The 18,486-nt window shown below is 68.3% G+C and carries 18 protein-coding genes and 1 tRNA gene; 16 read left to right on the forward strand and 3 right to left on the reverse strand.

The features are described 5' to 3' along the window. Positions 1 to 29 precede the first annotated feature (29 nt). The 4 genes from WKR98_RS20400 (at position 30) to WKR98_RS20415 (ending at position 3,866) form a co-directional block, all read left to right on the forward strand. Complete coding sequence (locus WKR98_RS20400) at positions 30 to 965, forward strand: LysR substrate-binding domain-containing protein (protein WP_124690614.1); 936 nt, start codon at positions 30 to 32, stop codon at positions 963 to 965. Between the two features lie 128 nt (positions 966 to 1,093). Continuing rightward, entirely contained in the window at positions 1,094 to 1,927 is an 834-nt protein-coding gene (locus WKR98_RS20405) for an IclR family transcriptional regulator (protein WP_124690615.1), read from the forward strand. 42 nt (positions 1,928 to 1,969) lie between these two features. Then, positions 1,970 to 2,959 (forward strand): tripartite tricarboxylate transporter substrate binding protein, encoded by a 990-nt coding sequence (locus WKR98_RS20410; RefSeq protein WP_341434541.1) that lies wholly within the window; start codon positions 1,970 to 1,972, stop codon positions 2,957 to 2,959. Between the two features lie 25 nt (positions 2,960 to 2,984). Continuing rightward, positions 2,985 to 3,866 (forward strand): TauD/TfdA dioxygenase family protein, encoded by an 882-nt coding sequence (locus tag WKR98_RS20415; protein WP_124690617.1) that lies wholly within the window; start codon positions 2,985 to 2,987, stop codon positions 3,864 to 3,866. A 36-nt stretch (positions 3,867 to 3,902) separates the two neighbouring features. Here the strand turns inward: WKR98_RS20415 and WKR98_RS20420 are convergent. Next, positions 3,903 to 3,977: transfer RNA gene (locus tag WKR98_RS20420), tRNA-Arg, on the reverse strand. Between the two features lie 126 nt (positions 3,978 to 4,103). Here WKR98_RS20420 and WKR98_RS20425 point away from each other — a divergent pair. From WKR98_RS20425 to WKR98_RS20460, 8 genes are all read left to right on the forward strand, one after another. Continuing rightward, complete coding sequence (locus tag WKR98_RS20425; RefSeq protein ID WP_341434542.1) at positions 4,104 to 5,522, forward strand: amino acid permease; 1,419 nt, start codon at positions 4,104 to 4,106, stop codon at positions 5,520 to 5,522. Between the two features lie 75 nt (positions 5,523 to 5,597). Continuing rightward, entirely contained in the window at positions 5,598 to 6,581 is a 984-nt protein-coding gene (locus WKR98_RS20430) for a Bug family tripartite tricarboxylate transporter substrate binding protein (RefSeq protein WP_341434543.1), read from the forward strand. Positions 6,582 to 6,620: 39 nt separating this feature from the next. After that, entirely contained in the window at positions 6,621 to 7,739 is a 1,119-nt protein-coding gene (dctP, locus tag WKR98_RS20435) for a TRAP transporter substrate-binding protein DctP (protein ID WP_341434544.1), read from the forward strand. Positions 7,740 to 7,760: 21 nt separating this feature from the next. Next, a complete protein-coding gene (locus tag WKR98_RS20440; protein WP_341434545.1) occupies positions 7,761 to 8,093 on the forward strand; it encodes a DUF1330 domain-containing protein in 333 nt (110 codons plus the stop codon). Positions 8,094 to 8,140: 47 nt separating this feature from the next. Continuing rightward, positions 8,141 to 8,614: a VOC family protein gene (locus WKR98_RS20445; RefSeq protein WP_341434546.1), complete on the forward strand. Its 474-nt coding sequence runs from the start codon at positions 8,141 to 8,143 to the stop codon at positions 8,612 to 8,614. A gap of 29 nt (positions 8,615 to 8,643) precedes the next feature. Beyond that, a complete protein-coding gene (locus tag WKR98_RS20450) occupies positions 8,644 to 9,315 on the forward strand; it encodes an RraA family protein (RefSeq protein WP_124690623.1) in 672 nt (223 codons plus the stop codon). A gap of 7 nt (positions 9,316 to 9,322) precedes the next feature. Beyond that, positions 9,323 to 10,324, forward strand: coding sequence for a ketopantoate reductase family protein (locus WKR98_RS20455; RefSeq protein WP_238160135.1), 1,002 nt, complete (start codon positions 9,323 to 9,325; stop codon positions 10,322 to 10,324). Positions 10,325 to 10,356: 32 nt separating this feature from the next. Next, complete coding sequence (locus tag WKR98_RS20460; protein WP_124690624.1) at positions 10,357 to 11,286, forward strand: helix-turn-helix domain-containing protein; 930 nt, start codon at positions 10,357 to 10,359, stop codon at positions 11,284 to 11,286. A 10-nt stretch (positions 11,287 to 11,296) separates the two neighbouring features. Here the strand turns inward: WKR98_RS20460 and WKR98_RS20465 are convergent, their stop codons facing one another. After that, complete coding sequence (locus WKR98_RS20465) at positions 11,297 to 13,600, reverse strand: molybdopterin guanine dinucleotide-containing S/N-oxide reductase (protein WP_124690625.1); 2,304 nt, start codon at positions 13,598 to 13,600, stop codon at positions 11,297 to 11,299. A gap of 17 nt (positions 13,601 to 13,617) precedes the next feature. Then, on the reverse strand, positions 13,618 to 14,076 hold the full coding sequence (locus tag WKR98_RS20470) for an Lrp/AsnC family transcriptional regulator (protein ID WP_087781515.1): 459 nt from the start codon (positions 14,074 to 14,076) through the stop codon (positions 13,618 to 13,620). Positions 14,077 to 14,258: 182 nt separating this feature from the next. Between WKR98_RS20470 and metC the strand changes: the two genes are divergently transcribed. The 4 genes from metC to WKR98_RS20490 all read left to right on the forward strand — a co-directional run bounded on the left by metC (position 14,259) and on the right by WKR98_RS20490 (position 18,475). Further along, complete coding sequence (metC, locus tag WKR98_RS20475) at positions 14,259 to 15,461, forward strand: cystathionine beta-lyase (protein ID WP_341434547.1); 1,203 nt, start codon at positions 14,259 to 14,261, stop codon at positions 15,459 to 15,461. Positions 15,462 to 15,543: 82 nt separating this feature from the next. Beyond that, positions 15,544 to 16,479, forward strand: coding sequence for a 4-hydroxy-tetrahydrodipicolinate synthase family protein (locus tag WKR98_RS20480; RefSeq protein WP_124690627.1), 936 nt, complete (start codon positions 15,544 to 15,546; stop codon positions 16,477 to 16,479). 16 nt (positions 16,480 to 16,495) lie between these two features. Next, entirely contained in the window at positions 16,496 to 17,275 is a 780-nt protein-coding gene (locus WKR98_RS20485) for an SDR family oxidoreductase (protein ID WP_341434548.1), read from the forward strand. 195 nt (positions 17,276 to 17,470) lie between these two features. Then, a complete protein-coding gene (locus WKR98_RS20490) occupies positions 17,471 to 18,475 on the forward strand; it encodes a Bug family tripartite tricarboxylate transporter substrate binding protein (protein WP_124690629.1) in 1,005 nt (334 codons plus the stop codon). Positions 18,476 to 18,486: the final 11 nt, after the last annotated feature.

The raw sequence follows: 18,486 nt of genomic DNA on the forward strand, positions 1-18,486 counted from the left end.
TTTTGGAAACGTATTCCTGGAATACCCCAATGAAACTCCAGCAAGTACGCGCCTTCTGCGCCGTCGTCGACCACGACATGAGCGTGTCGCGAGCGGCGCGCGCCCTGCACACTACTCAGTCGGCGGTCAGCAAGCAGATCGGCCAACTGGAGGACGGCCTGGGCGTGGCACTGCTGATCCGCGCCAAAAGCCGCATCCTGGGGCTGACCGACGTGGGCCGGCAGGTGCTGCAATGCATGCGCGGCATCCTGGCGGCGACCGAGGACATCTCGCTGATCGTGGCCGACCACCGGCGCGAGGCCGGCGGCCGGCTGGCCATCGCTACCACGCACACGCACGCCCGCTACGCGCTGCAGGACATCGTGCCGGGCTTCACCCGCCGCCATCCGGGCGTGGGCCTGCACCTGGTCCAGGCCACGCCGTCCGAGATCGCCGACCTGGTCGCCACCGGCGAAGTCGACCTGGGCCTGTCCACCGCGCCGCAGATCCTTCCCCCCTCGCTGGCGACCATCCCCTGCTACAAGCTCAAGCACGTGCTGATCGGCGAGCGCGGCCATCCCGTGTTCGAGACGTCTCCGTTGACGCTGGAGGCCATCGCCCGCCACCCGCTCATCACCTACAGCGAACAGCACGCCATCGGCCGGCGGGTGAACGAAGCCTTCGCCGCCGCCGGCCTGTCGCCCAAGATCGCCATGCGCGGCACCGACGTGGAAATCATGAAGAGCTATGCCGCCACCGGCGTGGGCCTGGCCGTCATCCCGCTGATCGCCTATTCCCGCACGCGCGACCGCAAGCTCGACGCGCGGCCGGTGGACCACCTGTTTCCGACCAGCATCGTCTACGCGCTGGCCCGGCGCGGTGCGTACTGGCCGCGCCACCTGTACGAATTCGTCGGCAAGCTGGCGCCAAACCTGACGCCCGCCGCGATCGAGGAAGCCCTGCTGAGCACTGAGCCTCCGGCCTGAGGGACTTGCATCCAAATGCCGAAAAATGAAAATGGTTTTTGGAAAAGGTTGTTTTCACCAGGCGGCGATCCTAGAGTGATTTCCGACGGCGGCCATCCCGGGCCGCCCACCCGGATATCGCCCACGCCATGCGCCGCCGCACCAAGCCGCCCGCCAATGTCACCGCCCTGGAACGCGGCTTCGCCGTACTCGACTGCTTCGCCCGCGCCCCGGGACCGCTGGGCAACGGCGACATCGCCGAGGCCACCGGCATTCCCCGCCCCACCGCCTACCGCCTGATCTCCACGCTGGTGGCGCTGGGCCAGTTGCGCCCCTGCCCGGACTCCGACAAGTACGAACTGGCCGCCGGCGTGGTGCGCCTGGCGCAATCCTTCCTGGGCGCGATCGATGCGCGCCGCCTGGCGCGGCCGCATCTCGTGGCGCTGGCCGAGGCCTGTGGCGCCTCGGCCTTCCTGGGCCTGCGCGACGGCACCGACATCCTGGTGGTCGAGGCGGCCCGCGCCCGGTCGGCGGTGGCTTTCCTGGGCGCCGACGTCGGCACGCGCATGTCGCTGGCGAGTTCCGCGCTGGGGCGGGCGTGGCTGTCCGGCGTGGATCCGCTGACCTGCGCCACCGTGGGCGCCGACACGCTGGCCGCCGGCAGCACCGTGACCGCCTCGCGCCTGGATGCCGCGCTGCGCAAGGCGCGCCGGCTGGGCTATGCGGCCTCGCAGGGCGAATGGCATGCGCAGATCAACGCCGTCGCGACGCCGGTGCGGGCGCCCAGCGGCGAGGTCTTCGCAATCAACTGCGGCGGCCCCTCGTTCCTGATCACGCCCGACAAGCTGCACGATCTCGTCATTCCCCGGCTGCTGCGCGCGGCGGCCGATTTCGCCGACGAGATCGGCGGCGTCTGCGGCCCCGCGCTGACGGCGGCCGCACTGCCCGCTCCACGCAAACGAATGGCCGCCTCGTCGGCATAAGGCCATCGCCCATCCACGACCAGAAAACACAAGGAGACACGCATGCCCGACTTTCCTTTCCACCCGGGGCGGCGCACCGCCCTGGCCGCCCTGCTGGCCGCCGCGGCCGCGCCCCGCCTCTCGGCCGCACAGGGCGAGGCCTGGCCCAACCGCCCCGTCAAACTCATCGTGCCGTTCGCGCCGGGCGGCCCCACCGACACGATCGCCCGCATGCTGGCCGAGAAGATGCAGGCCGCCTGGCAGCAGCCGGTCGTGGTCGACTACAAACCGGGCGGCGGCACCATCACCGGCACCAACACGGTCGCCAAGGCGCCCGCCGACGGCTACACGCTGGGCATGGCCATCAGCGCGCTGATGATCAACCCCAGCATGCAGCCCTCGCTGCCCTATGACACGCGCAAGGACCTGGCCGCCGTCTCGCAGGTCGCGCTGACGCACTTCGGCCTGTTCGCGCATCCCTCGCTGCCGGTCGACACCGTGCCCGAGCTGATCGCCTATGCGCGGAAGAACCCGGGCAAGCTGAGCTACGCCACGCCCGGCGTCGGCACCGGCACGCACCTGGCCGGCGAACTGCTGGCCCACATGGCGGGCATCGAACTGGTGCACGTGCCGTACAAGGGCAGCAGCCCGGCGCAACAGGACGTGGTGGGCGGACGCGTGCCGCTGCTGTTCGACGTGATGTTCTCGGCCATGCCCTACGTCGAGGACAAGCGGCTCAAGCTGATCGCGCTCGCCAGTCCCAAGCGGGCCGCCAGCCACCCCGACATTCCCCTGATCGCCGAGACCGTGCCGGGATTCTCGGCCATGAGCACCATCGGCATCGTCGAGCCGGCGGGCGTTCCCGCCGACCTGCGGCGGCGCGTCGGCGCGGACATCGGACGCATCGTGAAGGCGCCGGACCTGGCCGCGCGCATGCAGCAGCTGGGCATGGAGCCCGTGGGCTCGACCCCCGAGCAATACGCCGCGCTGATCGATACGGAGATCGACAAATGGGCCAAGGTGGTCAAGACCGCCGGCATCAAGATCGAATGAACCCCGACAAGGAGAGACTCGCACCATGGCACTTTCACTCACGCCCCTGACCCCCGGTTTCGTCGCCGAAGCCTCGGGGCTGGACCTCGCCCGGCCGCTGGACGCGGCCGCCGTCCGCGCCGTCGAAAAGGCGATGGACGACTACGCCGTGCTGGTGTTCCGCAACCAGCCGCTGGACCAGGACCAGCAGATCCGCTTCGCCCAGGGCTTCGGCCCGCTGGACCTGGGATTGCGCAAGGTCAAGGGAGGCGCCCACCGCTTCGACCATGCGGAACTGGCCGACATCTCGAACGTCACCGTCGACGGCTCGGTCGCCGGCCGCGACCACGCCAAGATCGTCGGCAACATCGCCAACCAGCTCTGGCACAGCGACAGCTCGTTCCAGCGCCCGCGGGCCAAGTATTCGATGCTGTCGGCGGTGGTGGTGCCGCAGGACGGCGGCCAGACCGAGTTCGCCGACCTGCGCGCCGCCTACGATCACCTGCCTGAGGGCATGAAGGCCGCCATCGGCGATCTCCAGGCCGTGCACTACGCCCTGCACTCGCGCTTCCTGCTGGGCGACACCGGATACACCCAGGCCCAGCGCGACGCCTTGCCCGCGGTGCGCTGGCCGCTCGTGCAGACCGACCCGCGCTCGGGCCGCAAGATCCTGTTCGTCGGCATCCACGCGTGCGAAGTCGTGGGCATGACCGTGGCCGAGGGCCGCATGCTGCTGCTCGACCTGCTCGAACATGCGACCCAGCGCGAGTTCGTGTACCGCCATCACTGGCGCGTGGGCGACCTGGTCATGTGGGACAACACCGCCACCCTGCATCGCGGCCGGCGCTTCGACTTCGCGCAGCGGCGCGAGCTGCGGCGTGCGACCACCGAGGAAGTGCAGTTGTCGGCCGAGGCGGCAGGGGGATGACAGCGGGGAGGTACAGCGGAAAGGGAAGGCGGCGGGTGGCGTCCCCACCAGGAATCGAACCTGGATCTGATTCTTAGGAGGAACCTGTTCTATCCATTGAACTACAGGGACGCAAGCCCGCTACTGTACCAGCAGAAAGGCTCCCGGGACAAGAATCGCCTCGCCAGGACACCTGTGTGAGAATGCGGACAACGGACCGAGCGAGCACGCGCCGACACCACATCCAGCGGGGTGCCCATGGACCTGTTCCGCGTCAAGAGCATAGACAGCATGCTGGCGCAGCGCCAGACGGCCGGCCTGCGCAAGAGCCTGTCCACCTTCGATCTCGTCATGCTGGGCGTGGGCGCGGTGGTCGGCTCGGGCATCTTCATCCTGACCGGCACCGGCAGCCTGATCGCCGGCCCGGCGCTGTCGCTGTCCTTCGTCCTGGCGGCCATCGCCTGTTTTTTCTCGGCGCTGTCCTATGCCGAGTTCTCGTCCGCGCTGCCGGTCTCCGGCTCGGTCTACACCTATGTCTACGCGACGCTGGGCGAACTGCCGGCCTGGCTGATCGGCTGGATACTGATCCTGGAATTCGGCCTGGCGGCCTCGGCCGTCGCGGCCGGCTGGTCCGGCTACCTGCAATCGCTGATCGCCGGCTTCGGCCTGCACCTGCCCGAGGCGCTGCGCGCCGCGCCGGGCGCCGTGTCCGGCAGCGCCTCGCTGTTCAACCTGCCCGCCTTCCTGGTCCTGGCCGCCATCACCGCCCTGTTGTCGTTGGGCATCCGCCAGTCCAAGCGCGTCAACAACGCGATGGTGGTGATCAAGATCCTGGTGGTGGTGCTGTTCATCGCCGCCGGCGCCACCCACGTGCGGACCGAGAACTGGACGCCCTTCATGCCCTACGGCATGAGCGGCGTGTACGCCGGCGCGGCCCTGATGTTCTATGCGTTCATCGGCTTCGACGCGGTCGCGTCCTCGGCCGAGGAAGTCAGGAATCCGCAGCGGTCGCTGCCGCTCGGCATCCTGGGCTCGCTGCTGATCTGCACCGTGCTGTACGTGCTCGTGACCCTGGTCATGACCGGCATCGTGCCCTACCAGGACTTCACCGCCAACTCCGACCACCCGGTGTCGCTGGCCTTGCAGCGCACGGGGCAGCTCGGCCTGGCCGGCGTGGTGGACCTGGGCGCGATCCTGGGCATGACGACGGTCATCCTCGTCATGAGCTACGGCCTGACGCGCATTCTCTACGCCATGGCGCGCGACGGCCTGCTGCCGCGGCGGCTGGCCACCCTGCACCCGCGCCACGCGACGCCCTTCACGCTGACCTGGTCCGTCGGGCTGGCCTTCGCGCTGATCGCCGGGCTGGTGCCCCTGGCCGTGCTGGCCGAGCTGATCAATATCGGCACGCTGACCGCCTTCGCGCTGATCTCGCTGGCGGTCATCGTGCTGCGCCGGACCCATCCGGACCTGCGGCGCGGCTTCCGCTGCCCCGGCGTCCCCTTCGTGCCGCTCGCGGCGGTGGCCTGCTGCGTCTTCCTGATCGCGCATCTGGACCGGATCACCTGGCTGGCCTTCTGCGTGTGGGTGCTGGCGGGCCTCGCGGTGTATTTCCTGTATTCACGCCGCAAGGCCGTGCTGGCCGCGCCGGCGGGACAGGCCGGAAAACGCCAATAGCCCATCGGAAACAGACATAACGGACCAGGGTGGCCGGCTTACCATGAGGCCATAACGAAAGACCGGAGACACCCCATGACATCCGCCCCTCACGCCGGGCTGCGCCGGGGACTGCAGCTCTTGCTTGCCGTCGTCGGCCTGGCATGGCGCCCCGCGCTTGCCGACGAACCCTTTCCGTCCAAGCCCATCACCGTCATCGTATCGTTGCAGGCGGGCAGCGCCTCGGACATCGCGACCCGGGTCGTCGCGGGCGAACTGTCGAAAAGACTGGGCGTGAAAGTGATCGTCGAGAATCTGCCCGGGGCCGGCGGCGTGCTGGGCGCCTCCCGGCTCCACGGCGCCAAGCCCGACGGCTATACGCTGGCGGCGCTGAACAACGGCCTGATCACTTTCGTTCCCAATCTTCCCGACCGGCCATCGTTCGACATCGGCACGCTGGCGGCGGTCAGCATGATTGCCGAACTTCCCAGCGTCCTGGTCGTGCCCGCCGCGTTGCCGGCCTCGACGCTGCGGGAATTCGTGGACTATTCCAGGCAGCATCCCGGCAAGCTTTCCTATGGCTCGGTCGGCATGGGCAGCCCCCAGCACATCGCCATGGAAATGCTGAAATCGGCCACCGGCGCCGATCTCCTGCACGTTCCCTATCGCGGTGGCCCGCAAGCGGTCGCGGACGTCGTGTCCGGGCAGATCCAGGGGACCTGGATCGCGGTGTCCGTAGCGGTTCCGTTCATCAAGACGGGACAGCTGCGGCCCCTGGCCGTCGGCGGTGGCACGCGATCCCCGCAACTGCCCGATACGCCGACGCTGAAAGAGGCCGGCGTGCGCGAGTTCGAGTACGTGCCCTGGGTCGGCCTGTACGCGCCGCCCAACACGCCGGCTCCGGTGCTGCGCGTGCTGAGCGAAGCCGTCCAGGGCGTGCTGGACCAGAAGGCCAGCCGCGACCAGATCGCCGGCTACGGGCTGCGGGCCCGCGCCAGCAGCCCCGCCGAGCTTCAGCAGGTGGGGCAGACCGAGCGCGGCGAAATGGCGGCGGTCATCGAAGGCCTGCGCCTGCGGTAAGGCCAGGCCCCCTCTCCCCTCGCAAGCGAACCTGACCCCATGCCCAACTCCGTCAAGCAGGAGCTCATGCGATGCGCGGCCGCCCGCGCATGGCTGTCGAGCGAGGCCGGCCAGACACCGGCCGAGCCGTCCACGCATGCCGTTCCCCCTGTCGTCATGCGCGTCAGCGCGCACCCCTCGGCCGACGCGTACGTGGTCCGGGAAGTATTCGACCCGTCGTTCTCGGCGCTGCGCCGCATGTCCCGCGGCCGGCTCGTGGCCGAAGGCCATTGGGGGGAAAGCGCGCATCCCGCCGCTGAAGGCTTCGAGGCCTTGGCCGACGGCCGGACCGACCTTGCGCCGTGCTACACGAACTGGCGGGCCGACGACTACCCGATGGCCCAGTTGCTGGCGCTGCCCGGACTCTTTCCCAACAGCGAGATCGGCACCGAGGTCGCGGAGCGGCTGTATGCGAAATACCTGCGGACCGAGTTCGAAAGGCCGGGCCTGCTGATGGGACGCCTGAAGGCCACCGGTGCTTACCACCTGTTCTCGCACAAGCCGGTCCGGCGCCTCGCGGACCTGCGCGGCATGTCGATCGCCGTCAACGCCGGCCTGGACAGCCGGATCGCCACGGCGCTCGATGCCACGCCCGTTGCGCTGAGTTCGGTGGAGCTGCTGCCGGCCTTTCTCGCGGGCCGCGTCGATGCGGTCTCGCTTGCCGACGGATCGGCGGATGTCTTCGGCGTGGGCGCAAAGGCCCCCTATCGGATCGAGATGGGCGTTTCCATGATGAACATGGAGTTCGGGCTGAGCGCCGCGTTCCTGCAACGGCTGGAACCCGGCCTCCAGGCCATCCTGAACGACTGGCTGCGCGCCGAGGCCCAGGCCGAGACCCAGATCCTGTATGGCCTTGGCGGCGCCCTGGCGCGGGAACGATTCGCGGCGGCGGGATGCGCGTTCCTGGAGCTGCCCACGCACGAGCGGATGGCGCTCGACGAAAGAATGGCCGACCTGGCGGACCGGACGACCCGCGAACTCGATCGACGTTCCCTGCCCGCCTCCCGTTTCGTGGCCGAGGCGCGCGAACTGGCCCGTGGCCTGGCGGGCAAGGACGCCAATCAGTTGATGCGCGATGCCATCGAACGGCCGCTGCGGCTGCTGTCCCCCGCCGACTGACCCTTTTCGTCGAGGTCTTCCATGAGTGCTTACTGGCTGGCGCGCAGCCGGGTCATCGATCCGGTCCGCTACATGAAATATGCGGAGCAGGTTCCCGCCATCATCGAGAAATATGGAGCGCGGGTGCTGTCCCGGGGCGCGCCCTTCGTGCAGGTCGAGGGCGACGGCCATTTCACGCGCTTCGTCGTGCTGGAGTTTCCCTCGCTGCAGCAGGCGCTCGATTGCTACCACTCGCCGGAATACCAGCGTGCCAGACAGCATCGGCTGGATGGGGCCGGCGAAGCGGAAATCACGCTGCTGGAAGCGGGCGAATTCACGTCCGCCATGACCCTGGAACGCGCCTCGAACGCGTGACGCACCCCACTGGCGGCGCCGGACGCCGCGCCAAGGAGAGCACAGCGATGCCCCTGCAATACATCGAACACTATCTCGTGCAGACCGAGGACTTCGAGGGAACCGTCCACTGGTACCAGCACGTGCTGGGCATGGCGCCGGGGCCGACGCCCGATTTCGGCTTCCCCGTCCAGTGGATGTACCTGGGTGACCGCGACGTCCTGCACATTACCCACGGCGGCAGGAAGACCACCGACAACCGCAAGCGCTACCTCGGCCAGCAGTCCGAGCAGACCAGCGGCTCGGGAGTCATCGACCACATCGGCTTTCGCTGCAGCGGCCTGCACGACATGATGGCCGGCCTGCGGGCCAGGCAGGTCGATTTCCGCCAGCGCCGCGTCAACGCCCAGGGGCTCTACCAGCTCTTCCTGTTCGACCCGAACGGGGTGAAGGTGGAACTCAACTTCCCCGCCGACGAGGCCGTCGGGCTGGAGCCGGAAGTCGACGCCAGCACGTTCACCTACCAGCACGCGAACGACTGACGCCCAGTCAACGCCCCCTAGGACCTCCCATGAAACCTGGTTTTCGCATCCATCCCTCTCCGCCTTCTCCGCCCGCCGCGCTATGCGAGCGGTTCCGGGGCATTCCCACGCCCAACATCTCGGACAGCCTGGGCAAGACCTCGCCCGCGGGCACCGCGCTCAAGCCCCTGCACCGCGGCGGCGCCATGATCGGGCCGGCCGTCACGGTCAGACTGCCGCCCGGCGACAACCTGATGGTCTACAAGGCCATCGCCGCCGCGCGGCCGGGCGACGTCCTGGCCGTGGACGCGGGGGGCATGCTGGAGCAGGCCATCGTGGGCGAGATCATGACCTCGTGGGCGCGCCAGCGTGGGCTGGCGGGCATCATCATCCACGGCGCCGTGCGCGACATCGATTGCATCGCCGAATCCGAATTCCCGGTCTATGCCTGCGGCTACACCCACCGTGGCCCCTACAAGGACGGCCCCGGCGAGCTCAACATCGCGATATCGCTGGACGGCATGGTGGTCGAGCCGGGGGACCTGCTGGTGGGCGACCGCAACGGCGTCATCGCCATCCCCCGGCGGCAACTGGAAGAGGTCGCGGATGCCGCGCGCGCCATCCAGCAGCGGGAGGAGCGGCTGGTCGCCCAGATCGCCGACGGCGCCTACGATTCCGCCTGGATAGACGAGGCCCTGCGCGAGCGGGGCTACGAGCTTTGAGGCCCCCATGCGCACCCTGGTGATCGGCGCCGGTCCGATCGGCGCCTACTTCGCGGCGCGCCTGGCCGAGGCGGGCATCGACGTCACGCTGCATGGACGCGGCCCCGTCCTGCGCCATGTCGCTGCCCACGGACTGCGACTGGCGAGACAGGACGGCGGCCAGGCGCGGACGATACCGCTGCCATGCATGCTTTCGCCTCCGCCGGAAGCCGGCTGGGAGATGGTCATCTTCGCCGTCAAGGCGCAGGACCTGCCGGCCGCGGCCCGCCAATTCGCCCGTCACGTCCGGGATGCGGTCATCGTGCTGCCCCAGAACGGCCTTCCCTGGTGGCAGTTCCTGGGCACCGGGGCGCCGCCGCTGCGGCTGCATGCGGTCGACCCGGACGGCGACGCCGAGCGCGCGCTGCCCCTGGAACGCATCGCCGGCTGCACGGTGACCAAGGGCCTGTCGTTCGGGCCGGACGCCACGCTGGTGGAAGCCGTCGTCGCCAGCGACCTGTTCGCCCTGGGTGACGTGGTGGCCGGTTCGGGGGCGGCGGACCGCCCCGCGCACCTGCTGGCCGGCTGCGGCCTGCCGGTCAGGCTGGCCGCCGACATCCGGCTCGAGAAATGGCGCAAGCTGCTGATCAATGCCGCCTTCAACCCCCTGGGCGCCATCTCCCACCTGGGCTTCGGCCAGGTCCTGGACGATGCGCCGGGCACCTGGCTGGCGGGCCAATTGATGGAGGAAGCCTTGCGGGTGGCGCGGGCCTGCGGGCTGGCCGAACCCATCGACACCGAGGCCGCCTTCGCCCGGGCTCGCGGCAGCCGGCGGCACAAGACCTCCATGCTGCAAGACGTGGAAGCCGGGCGGCGGCTGGAACTGGATCCCATCCTGGGCGCGCTGCTCGAACTGGCGGCCCACCACGGACTGGAGGTTCCGACCCTGCGCGCCATCTACGCGTGCCTGCGGCTGATCGACCTGGGCCTCGTGGAAGGCCCTATTCAACGGCGGCCGGCAAGCGCATAAGCTGGCGCGATGCCGTTGCGGAGTCGCGCTCCATGGGGACCAAGACGATACCTACCTTCTCGCTCGCGCAGAAGCGTTTCTGCTGGGACGGAATCGGCGTCCGAACCACCGAATCCGCCGAGCGCAACATGCCCGCGCACCGCCACAGTTTCTTCCAGATATTCTTCGTCGCGTCGGGCAGCGCCACCCACGACATCGCGGGCAGGACCATCGAGGCCGGCGCCGGGCACATTTTCTTCGTCAGCCCCTACACCGTCCACCAGGTCACCTTCCCCGAAGACGCCGAATGCTACGTCCTGTACTTCGACGCGCCTTTTCTTCGGCGCGGGTTCTCGGTGTCCGAAATCGCCGTGCAGGATTCGCAGCTGTACGCCATGCCCGAGCTGGCCCCGTTCGTCTACCAGAGATTCTGCACTTACGCGCTGGATGCGGCGGCCACCCTGGACATGCGGGCGCGGTGCGAGCGCATCCGCGCCGCCTGCCAACGCAAGGACATCCTCGACCAGGCCGAGGCCAGGGCCGAACTGACCCTGCTGCTGACGGCGGTGGCCAGGCGCTACAGCGAGGATTTCAAGCGCATCGACAAGGCCGAATCCGCGGCGCCCAGCCTGGACAAGCGTGCCCGCGCGGCGCTGAGCTTCCTGCAGGAAAACTTCAACCGCCCGCTAACGCTGTCCGACGTCGCCCGCAAGGTGCACCTGACGGGGACCTATCTCACTCACCTGCTCAAGCACGAGACCGGCAAGTCGTTCAAGCCGCTGCTGGACCAGATCCGTCTGGAGAATTCGAAGAATCTGCTGGCCTATACGGACCTGCCCTTGCAGCAGATCGCGATCTCGTCCGGATTCCTGGACGCGACGCATTTCGCCAAGCGGTTCAAGGCCTATACCCGGTTGACGCCGGCCCAGTTCCGCCGGCAGAAGCGCGACCACCAGGCCGCGCCCGATGCGGACGCGGCCTGAGTAGCGGCCGCTAGACCGCCAGGGCCGGCACCTCGAACGCCTCGACCCGCGGCGCCTCGCCTTCCCACTTGCGGATCTCCACCAGCGCCGACAGCGCGCTGGGCGCCTGCGCCAGGCGCGACGTGCCCGCGTCCAGGGTCAGCACATTGGGATTGCCGTGGCGCTCCAGCGCCGCGTCCAGGGGGTCGAACCATGCGCCGGTGGACATGATGGCCACGCCGGGCATCACGCCGTCCTGCACCGACACGGCCGCGATGCAGGCGCCGCGATCGTTGTAGACCTTGACCAGGTCGCCGTCCTGGATTCCGCGCGCCGCCGCATCCCCGGCCGCCATCCGCACCCGTTCGCGCCCGTGCACCTTGTTGGCGGTGGACACGATGCCGGCGTCCAGCTGCGAGTGCAGCTTGTCGCCCGGCTGCGAGGTGACCAGGTGCAGCGGGAAGCGCGCGGCCAGGTCGGCGCCCAGCCATTCGGCCGGCGGCACCCAGGCCGGATGGGGCGGGCAGTCGTCGTAGCCGAAGCCGGCGATGCGCTCGGAATAGATCTCGATGCGGCCCGATGGCGTCTTGAGCGGGTGGGCGGCGGGGTCGCGGCGGAAGTCCTCGAACAGCACGAACTCGCGCGTCGGCTCGGGCAGTTCCAGGTAGCCGGCGCGCCAGAAGTCCTCGAAGCCGGGCGCGTCGAACCCCGACTCGCGCCATCCCGCGGCCATGCCGTCGTAGATGTGGCGTATCCACTGGAACTCGTCGCGGCCGCCGGTGAAGGCCTGCTCGTAGCCGCCCATGGCCGCCAGCTCGCGGTAGATGTCGAAGTCGTTGCGGCTTTGCGCATGCGGCGCCAGGGCCTGGTGCATGGCCAGCACGAAGCGGTCGCGCGAGGAACCGCCGATGTCGTTGCGTTCGAGCGTGGTGGTGGCCGGCAGCACGATGTCGGCGCGGCGCGCGGTGGGCGTCCACCAGCTGTCGTGCACGACGATGGTCTGGGGCTTGTTCCAGGCGCGCACCAGGCGGTTCAGGTCCTGATGGTGATGGAAGGGATTGCCGCCCGCCCAGTAGATCATCTGGATGTCGGGATAGACGTCGCTGCGGCCGTTGAACTCGAAGGGCTCGCCCGGCTGCAGCAGCATGTCGGCGATGCGCGCCACGGGTATCGAACGCCCGATGGGGTTCGCGCCCGAGGACATCTCGGGCGAGGCGGCGGCCGGCCGTGGATTGCCGACGCCGTTCATGGAGCCGTGGCCGAAGGCGAAGCCGCCGCCGGGCAGGCCGATCTGGCCCAGAGCCGAAGCCAGCGCGATGGCCGCCCAATAGGGTTGCTCGCCGCGGTGCGCGCGCTGCAGGGACCAGGTGCAGGTCAGCATGGTGCGCGTGTCGGCGGCGCGTCGCGCCAGGGCGCGTATGTCGGCCGCCGGCACGCCGCACAGCTCTTGCGCCCATTCGGGGCTCTTGGCCTGGCCGTCGGTCTTGCCCAGGACGTAGTCGGCGAAACGGTCGAAGCCGGCGCAGTGGGTCTGCACGAAGTCGGCGGCATGCCGGTCCTCGGTCAGCAGCACGTGGACCATGGCCAGCATCAGGGCCGCGTCCGTGTTCGGGCGGATGGGAATCCAGCGCGCGTCGATGCCTTCCGGCACGTCGCCCCGCGTGGGACTGACGACCACGAACTCGACCCCCGCTTCCCGCGCGCGCGCCAGCCAGCGCGGCGCGGAATGCTCGCCGGCGCCGCCCGAGGTGATCTGGGTATTGCGCAGCGGTATCCCGCCGAAGGCCACGAACAGCCGGGTGTGCGCGGCCACGCTGTTCCAGTCGGTGACGCGTCCGGTTACCGGCGAATAGGTGCCGATGACGTGCGGCAGCAGGAACTGCGCCGCGCCCCAGCTGTAGTTGCCGGCCTGGTTGACGCAGCCGCCGCCCGCGTTCAGGAAGCGGTGGGTTTGCGTGCGCGCATGGTGCAGGCGGCCGGCCGACGACCAGCCGTAGGAGCCGCCGAAGATCGAGGCATCGCCATGCGTGGCGCGCACCCGCGCCAGTTCGTCGGCCACCAGTTTCAGGGCCACGTCCCATTCCACTTCCACGAAACGGTCGCTGCCGCGCGCTGCGCGGTCGGCCCGCTCGCGGTCGCGCAGCCAGCCTTCGCGCACGGCGGGACGGGCGATGCGCAGGGGCGAGTGGACCATGCCGGGCATGGATTGCAGGATGGGCGACGGCGCAGGATCGAGCGCGAACGGCTCGCAGGCCTGCAGGCGGCCGTCGGCGACGACCGCGGTGAAGGCGCCCCAGTGGGACAGGGACGGAAAGCGTTTGACGTCTACGGCCATGGCGGTCTCGGCAGGGATCAAGCGTAGTCCAACGGCAGCGCCGTCGTGTATTTCAGTTCTTCCATCGCGAAACTCGAGCTGACATCGAAGAGTTCCACGACCTGTATGAGTTTCTTGTACACCATGTCGAAGCCCTGGATGTCAGGAACCACGACCTTGAGCAGGTAATCGATCTCGCCGCTCATCCGGTAGAACTCGACCACCTCGGGCATGTCGCGCACCCCGGCGGCGAATTTCTGCAGCCATTGCAGGTCGTGGTGGTTGGTCTTGACGGCCACGAACACGGTCACTCCCACGCCCAGCTTGCGGTTGTCGAGCAGGCACACCTGCTTGCGGATCACGCCCTCCTGCGTCAGGCGCTGGATGCGTTTCCAGCACGCGGTGGGGGACAGGCTGACCCGCTCGGCGATCTCGTTGACCGAGAGCGTGGCGTCTTCCTGGAGGATAGAAAGAATATTGCTGTCTTTTTTATCCATGGGGAATCAATCACTATTCTAGAGACTACAGGATAAATAATTTTCCCATTTTTTGACAAACCGGTGTCAATAAGGAAAAAAATTTAATCACCATCCCCCCTACACTTTCTCCATGCCCGGCCGTATCGCGGATGGGTCCGGCGCCACCGGCGCCGTCTGTGTATTCGAGGACAACAGCAGCAATGAAAGAAAAGACCAGGCTGGTTACCGCCGGCAGGCACCCCGAGCGTTTCGCCGGACTCGTGAACACCCCGATCTTCCGCGGGTCGACCATACTTCACGGGACCATGGCCGAATGGGAAGAAAAGAAGAAGCGGCGCGCCGCCGACGAGCCGGGCGCCACCACCTACGGCCGCTTCGGCACGCCCACCCACCACGCGCTGGAAGAAGCCATCGCCGAACTGGAAGGCGGCTACCGCTCGCAGGTATTCCCGTCGGGGCTGGCCGCCTGCGCCACCGCGCTGACCGCCCTGCTGGCCGCCGGCGACCACGTGCTGCTGACCGACAGCGCCTATTCGCCCACCCGCACCTTCCTGACCCGGGTGCTGGGCCGCTTCGGCGTGGAAGTCACCATCTACGACCCGACCTCGGGCGGCGGCATCGAAGCCAGCATGCGACCCAACACCCGCGTGGTCTACGTCGAATCGCCCGGGTCCGAGACCTTCGAGATGCAGGACATCCCCGCCATCGCGGCCGTGGCCCATCGCCACGGCGCCAAGGTGGTCATGGACAACACCTGGGGCACGCCGCTGTTCTTCAAGCCCTTCGAGCATGGCGTGGACGTCTCCATCCAGGCCGCGACCAAGTACATCGTCGGCCATTCCGACGCCATGCTGGGCATCGTCACCTGCACCGAGGAGACCTGGCCGCTGATCAAGCGCACCACCCAGGACCTGGGCCAGACCGCCGGTCCCGACGACGTCTATCTCGCCTTGCGCGGCCTGCGTACCATGAACGTGCGCCTGCAGCAGCACTGGAAGTCGGGCGTCGAGGTGGCTTCGTGGCTGGAGACCCGGCCCGAGGTGGAGAAGGTGCTGCACCCCGCGCTACCCAGCCATCCCGGCCACGCGCTGTGGAAACGCGATTTCCTGGGCGCCGCCGGACTGTTCGCGGTGGTGCTCAAGCCCGCCTCGCCGGCCGCGGTGGAAGCCTTCATCGACAGCCTGCAGCTGTTCGGCATCGGCGTATCGTGGGGCGGCTACGAAAGCCTGGTCATCCCCTTCAACCCGTCGGGCGACCGCGTCACCGCCAAGTGGCCGTACACCGGCCAGGCGCTGCGCCTGCACGTCGGCCTGGAGGATCCGGCCGACCTGATCGCCGACCTGGAAGGCGGCTTCGCCGCACTGGCCGAAATCGATTCGCCCCCCGTCGCGCGCCGCGCCTGACCGGGAAACCCAGGTATCGCGCGGGGAACGAGGGTTTCCCCGCGGAGTATCATGTAACAGTTAATCAATCGGTGGAATCGCCATGGCTAAGATGAAAATCGAAGGGTCGTTCGTCGCCCTGATCACTCCTTTCAATCAAGACGGCAGCGTCGATTTCGAAGGCTTCCGCACCCTGCTCAAGTTCCATGAAGACAACGGTACCTCCGCCGTGCTGATCATGGGCTCGACGGGCGAGGTCTCGATGCTGTCGCAGCAGGAGCGCCAGCAGATCATCGCCGAGACGGCCAAGATGAAGAACGGCAAGATGAAGTTCTTCTACGGCTGCACCGGCAACAACACCGACACCACCATCGACTACCTGCGCTTCGCCCACGCCAACGGCGCGGACGGCGCCATCCTGGCCGCGCCGGCCTATATCTGCGGCCCCGAGTCCGACATCGAGGACTACTTCCTGGAAGTGGCCGACGCCACCGACCTGCCGCTGGGCATCTACAACAACCCGCCGCGCGTGAAGACCGACCTGCACTGGGACAACCTGCTGCGCATCTTCAAGCACCCGAACTACGTCGTGCACAAGGAATCGACCACCCGCGTGGGCCAGGTCGCGCAAGTGCTGCGCGCCCGCCCCGACGTGGCCGTGATGTGCTGCGATTCGCCCAACCTGGGCCTGGTCGTCCCGACCATGAGCCTGGGCGGCCACGGCACCGCCAACATGACCGGCAACATCGCCCCGGCCGAGATCGCCACGATCTCCAAGCCCTGGAAGACGCCGGAAGTGTCCGAGAGCTTCCGCGACATGTACCTGCACATGCTGCCCATGCTGCACTTCTCGTACTCGGCCATCAACCCGGTGGCGATCAAGTCGCTGATGAAGGCCGTGGGCCTGCCCGCCGGCGACCTGCGCAAGCCGCTCAAGAGCCTGGCCCCCGAGGCGCTGCAAAAGGGCCTGCGCGTGGTGCGCGAGCTGGAACTGGACAAGAAATACGGCTGGAGCTCGCCCGAGCTGAAGTCGGCCTGACGGACGGACGCGACTCATGGACCTCGGCATCCAAGGCAGGAGCGCGCTGGTATTCGGCGGCAGCCGCGGCATGGGGCGCGCCTGCGCGCTCCAGTTGTCGCAGGAAGGCGTGCTCGTGACCATCGCGGCGCGCACCCAGGCCACGCTGGAGAAGGCGGCGGCGGAGATCACGGCGCAAACCGGCACGCCGGTGCGCTACGTGGTCGCCAACATCACGACCGAAGCGGGACGCGACGCGGCGCTGGCCGCCTGTCCCGCTCCCGACATCCTGGTCAATAATGCCGACGGCCCCGAGCCCGGCGATTTCCGCACATGGACGCTGGATGACTGGCACCAGGCGCTGGACTCGATGATGCTGGGCCCGATCGAGATGATCCGCCGCACGGTGGACGGCATGGTCGAACGCAAGTTCGGCCGCATCGTCAACATCGTGTCGCGCAGCGTGAAGACGCCGCAGATCGAGCTGGGGCTGTCCAACGGCGCGCGCTCGGGCCTGGTGGGTTTCGTGGCGGGACTGGCGCGCCAGACGGTGCGCCACAACGTCACGATCAACAACCTGCTGCCGGGCGTGTTCGCCACCGACGCCCAGCGCCGCCACATCGAGGGCATGCTGGAGGACACCGGCAAGACCTTCGACCAGCTCTGGGAAGAACGCGGCAGCAACAACCCCGCCGGCCGCTACGGGCGCGCCGAGGAGCTGGGCGCGCTGTGCGCCTTCGTGTGCTCGGCGCACACGGGCTACATCACGGGCCAGAGCCTCCTGATCGACGGCGGCGGCTACCCGGGCACGTTCTGACGGAAACCCGGGCGCCGATCCGGGAACAAGAAGGAAAACAGGAGAACAACAAGGCGTCCGTGCCGTCCCGCTTGCGGAACGGCCCAGGACGCGCGGGCTGCGGCCCGCCCCGACAGGGGAAGCCGGAGCATTTTCTAATAACCGCAAAATATATAGAAAACGGAGACAATTCTGTTTTTCGAATATGGGGAAATCATGAACCACACGACCCGCCGCACTTTCCTGCGCACCACCCTGGCCGTTGCCGGCCTGGCCGGCGCCTCAGCCCTGACCAGTCCCGCCCATGCCCAGGGCGACTATCCGTCCCGCACGATCACCATCGTCGTCCCCCACGCCCCCGGAGGCGCGGTCGACAACACGGCCCGCCTGTTCGCCGACAAGCTCAAGGACGAGCTCAAGCAATCGATCGTCGTGGAGAACCGCGCCGGCGCCTCGGGCATGATCGGCGCCGCCTATGTCGCGCGCGCCGAGCCGGACGGCTACACGCTGTACTTCAACGCCTCCATCCACTCCATCAATCCGCTGCTGTACAAGAAGGACATCAAGTTCGACGCGGTCAAGGACTTCGCCCCCGTCAGCATGCTGGCCCAGGGCGCGCTGATCTTCAGCGTCCACCCCCAGGTCCCGGCCCACAACGTCCAGGAATTCGTCTCCGTCCTGAAGGCCAACCCCACCAAGTACACGTTCGCGACCAGCGGCTTCGGCTCGGCCGGCCACCTGAGTTCCGCGCTGTTCCTGCATGACACCCACCTGACCGGCGACATCCCCATCGTGCTGTACAAGGGCGCCGCGCCGGCGCTGCAGGATCTCGTGGGCGGCCAGGTGTCGGCCATGATGGACCCGATGCTGTCGTCGCTGCCGCACGTGAAGGCCGGCAAGCTGCGTGCCCTGGCCGTGACCGGCCGCGAACGCAGCCCGCTGCTGCCCGACGTGCCCACCATGCGCGAAGCCGGCTTCAAGGACTTCGAGTTCTACTCGTGGTATGGCCTGTGGGCGCCCGCCAAGGTGCCGGCCCCGGTCCTGAAGAAGCTGGACGCCGCCGCGGCCAAGATCATGGCCTCGACCGAGATGAAGGCACGCCTGTCGTCGCTGGGCTTCGAATCGGCCTACAAGAACTCGGCCGACTTCGCCAAGTACATCGACTCGGAAATGGCGCGCTACCAGAAGATCATCGACGCGGCCAAGATCACGGTCGAATAAGCGGCAAGGTT

Origin of the sequence: Pigmentiphaga sp. YJ18 (genome assembly GCF_038066655.1) — a bacterium.
In the GTDB taxonomy this organism is placed as follows: domain Bacteria; phylum Pseudomonadota; class Gammaproteobacteria; order Burkholderiales; family Burkholderiaceae_B; genus Pigmentiphaga.

Excerpts from the sequence above, each read along its gene's own strand:
- WKR98_RS20400 (WP_124690614.1), top strand. The coding sequence starts at position 30 with ATGAAACTCCAGCAAGTACGCGCCTTCTGCGCCGTCGTCGACCACGAC.
- WKR98_RS20405 (WP_124690615.1), top strand. The coding sequence starts at position 1,094 with ATGCGCCGCCGCACCAAGCCGCCCGCCAATGTCACCGCCCTGGAACGC.
- WKR98_RS20410 (WP_341434541.1), top strand. The coding sequence starts at position 1,970 with ATGCCCGACTTTCCTTTCCACCCGGGGCGGCGCACCGCCCTGGCCGCC.
- WKR98_RS20415 (WP_124690617.1), top strand. The coding sequence starts at position 2,985 with ATGGCACTTTCACTCACGCCCCTGACCCCCGGTTTCGTCGCCGAAGCC.
- WKR98_RS20425 (WP_341434542.1), top strand. The coding sequence starts at position 4,104 with ATGGACCTGTTCCGCGTCAAGAGCATAGACAGCATGCTGGCGCAGCGC.
- WKR98_RS20430 (WP_341434543.1), top strand. The coding sequence starts at position 5,598 with ATGACATCCGCCCCTCACGCCGGGCTGCGCCGGGGACTGCAGCTCTTG.
- dctP (WP_341434544.1), top strand. The coding sequence starts at position 6,621 with ATGCCCAACTCCGTCAAGCAGGAGCTCATGCGATGCGCGGCCGCCCGC.
- WKR98_RS20440 (WP_341434545.1), top strand. The coding sequence starts at position 7,761 with ATGAGTGCTTACTGGCTGGCGCGCAGCCGGGTCATCGATCCGGTCCGC.
- WKR98_RS20445 (WP_341434546.1), top strand. The coding sequence starts at position 8,141 with ATGCCCCTGCAATACATCGAACACTATCTCGTGCAGACCGAGGACTTC.
- WKR98_RS20450 (WP_124690623.1), top strand. The coding sequence starts at position 8,644 with ATGAAACCTGGTTTTCGCATCCATCCCTCTCCGCCTTCTCCGCCCGCC.
- WKR98_RS20455 (WP_238160135.1), top strand. The coding sequence starts at position 9,323 with ATGCGCACCCTGGTGATCGGCGCCGGTCCGATCGGCGCCTACTTCGCG.
- WKR98_RS20460 (WP_124690624.1), top strand. The coding sequence starts at position 10,357 with ATGGGGACCAAGACGATACCTACCTTCTCGCTCGCGCAGAAGCGTTTC.
- WKR98_RS20465 (WP_124690625.1), bottom strand. The coding sequence starts at position 13,600 with ATGGCCGTAGACGTCAAACGCTTTCCGTCCCTGTCCCACTGGGGCGCC.
- WKR98_RS20470 (WP_087781515.1), bottom strand. The coding sequence starts at position 14,076 with ATGGATAAAAAAGACAGCAATATTCTTTCTATCCTCCAGGAAGACGCC.
- metC (WP_341434547.1), top strand. The coding sequence starts at position 14,259 with ATGAAAGAAAAGACCAGGCTGGTTACCGCCGGCAGGCACCCCGAGCGT.
- WKR98_RS20480 (WP_124690627.1), top strand. The coding sequence starts at position 15,544 with ATGGCTAAGATGAAAATCGAAGGGTCGTTCGTCGCCCTGATCACTCCT.
- WKR98_RS20485 (WP_341434548.1), top strand. The coding sequence starts at position 16,496 with ATGGACCTCGGCATCCAAGGCAGGAGCGCGCTGGTATTCGGCGGCAGC.
- WKR98_RS20490 (WP_124690629.1), top strand. The coding sequence starts at position 17,471 with ATGAACCACACGACCCGCCGCACTTTCCTGCGCACCACCCTGGCCGTT.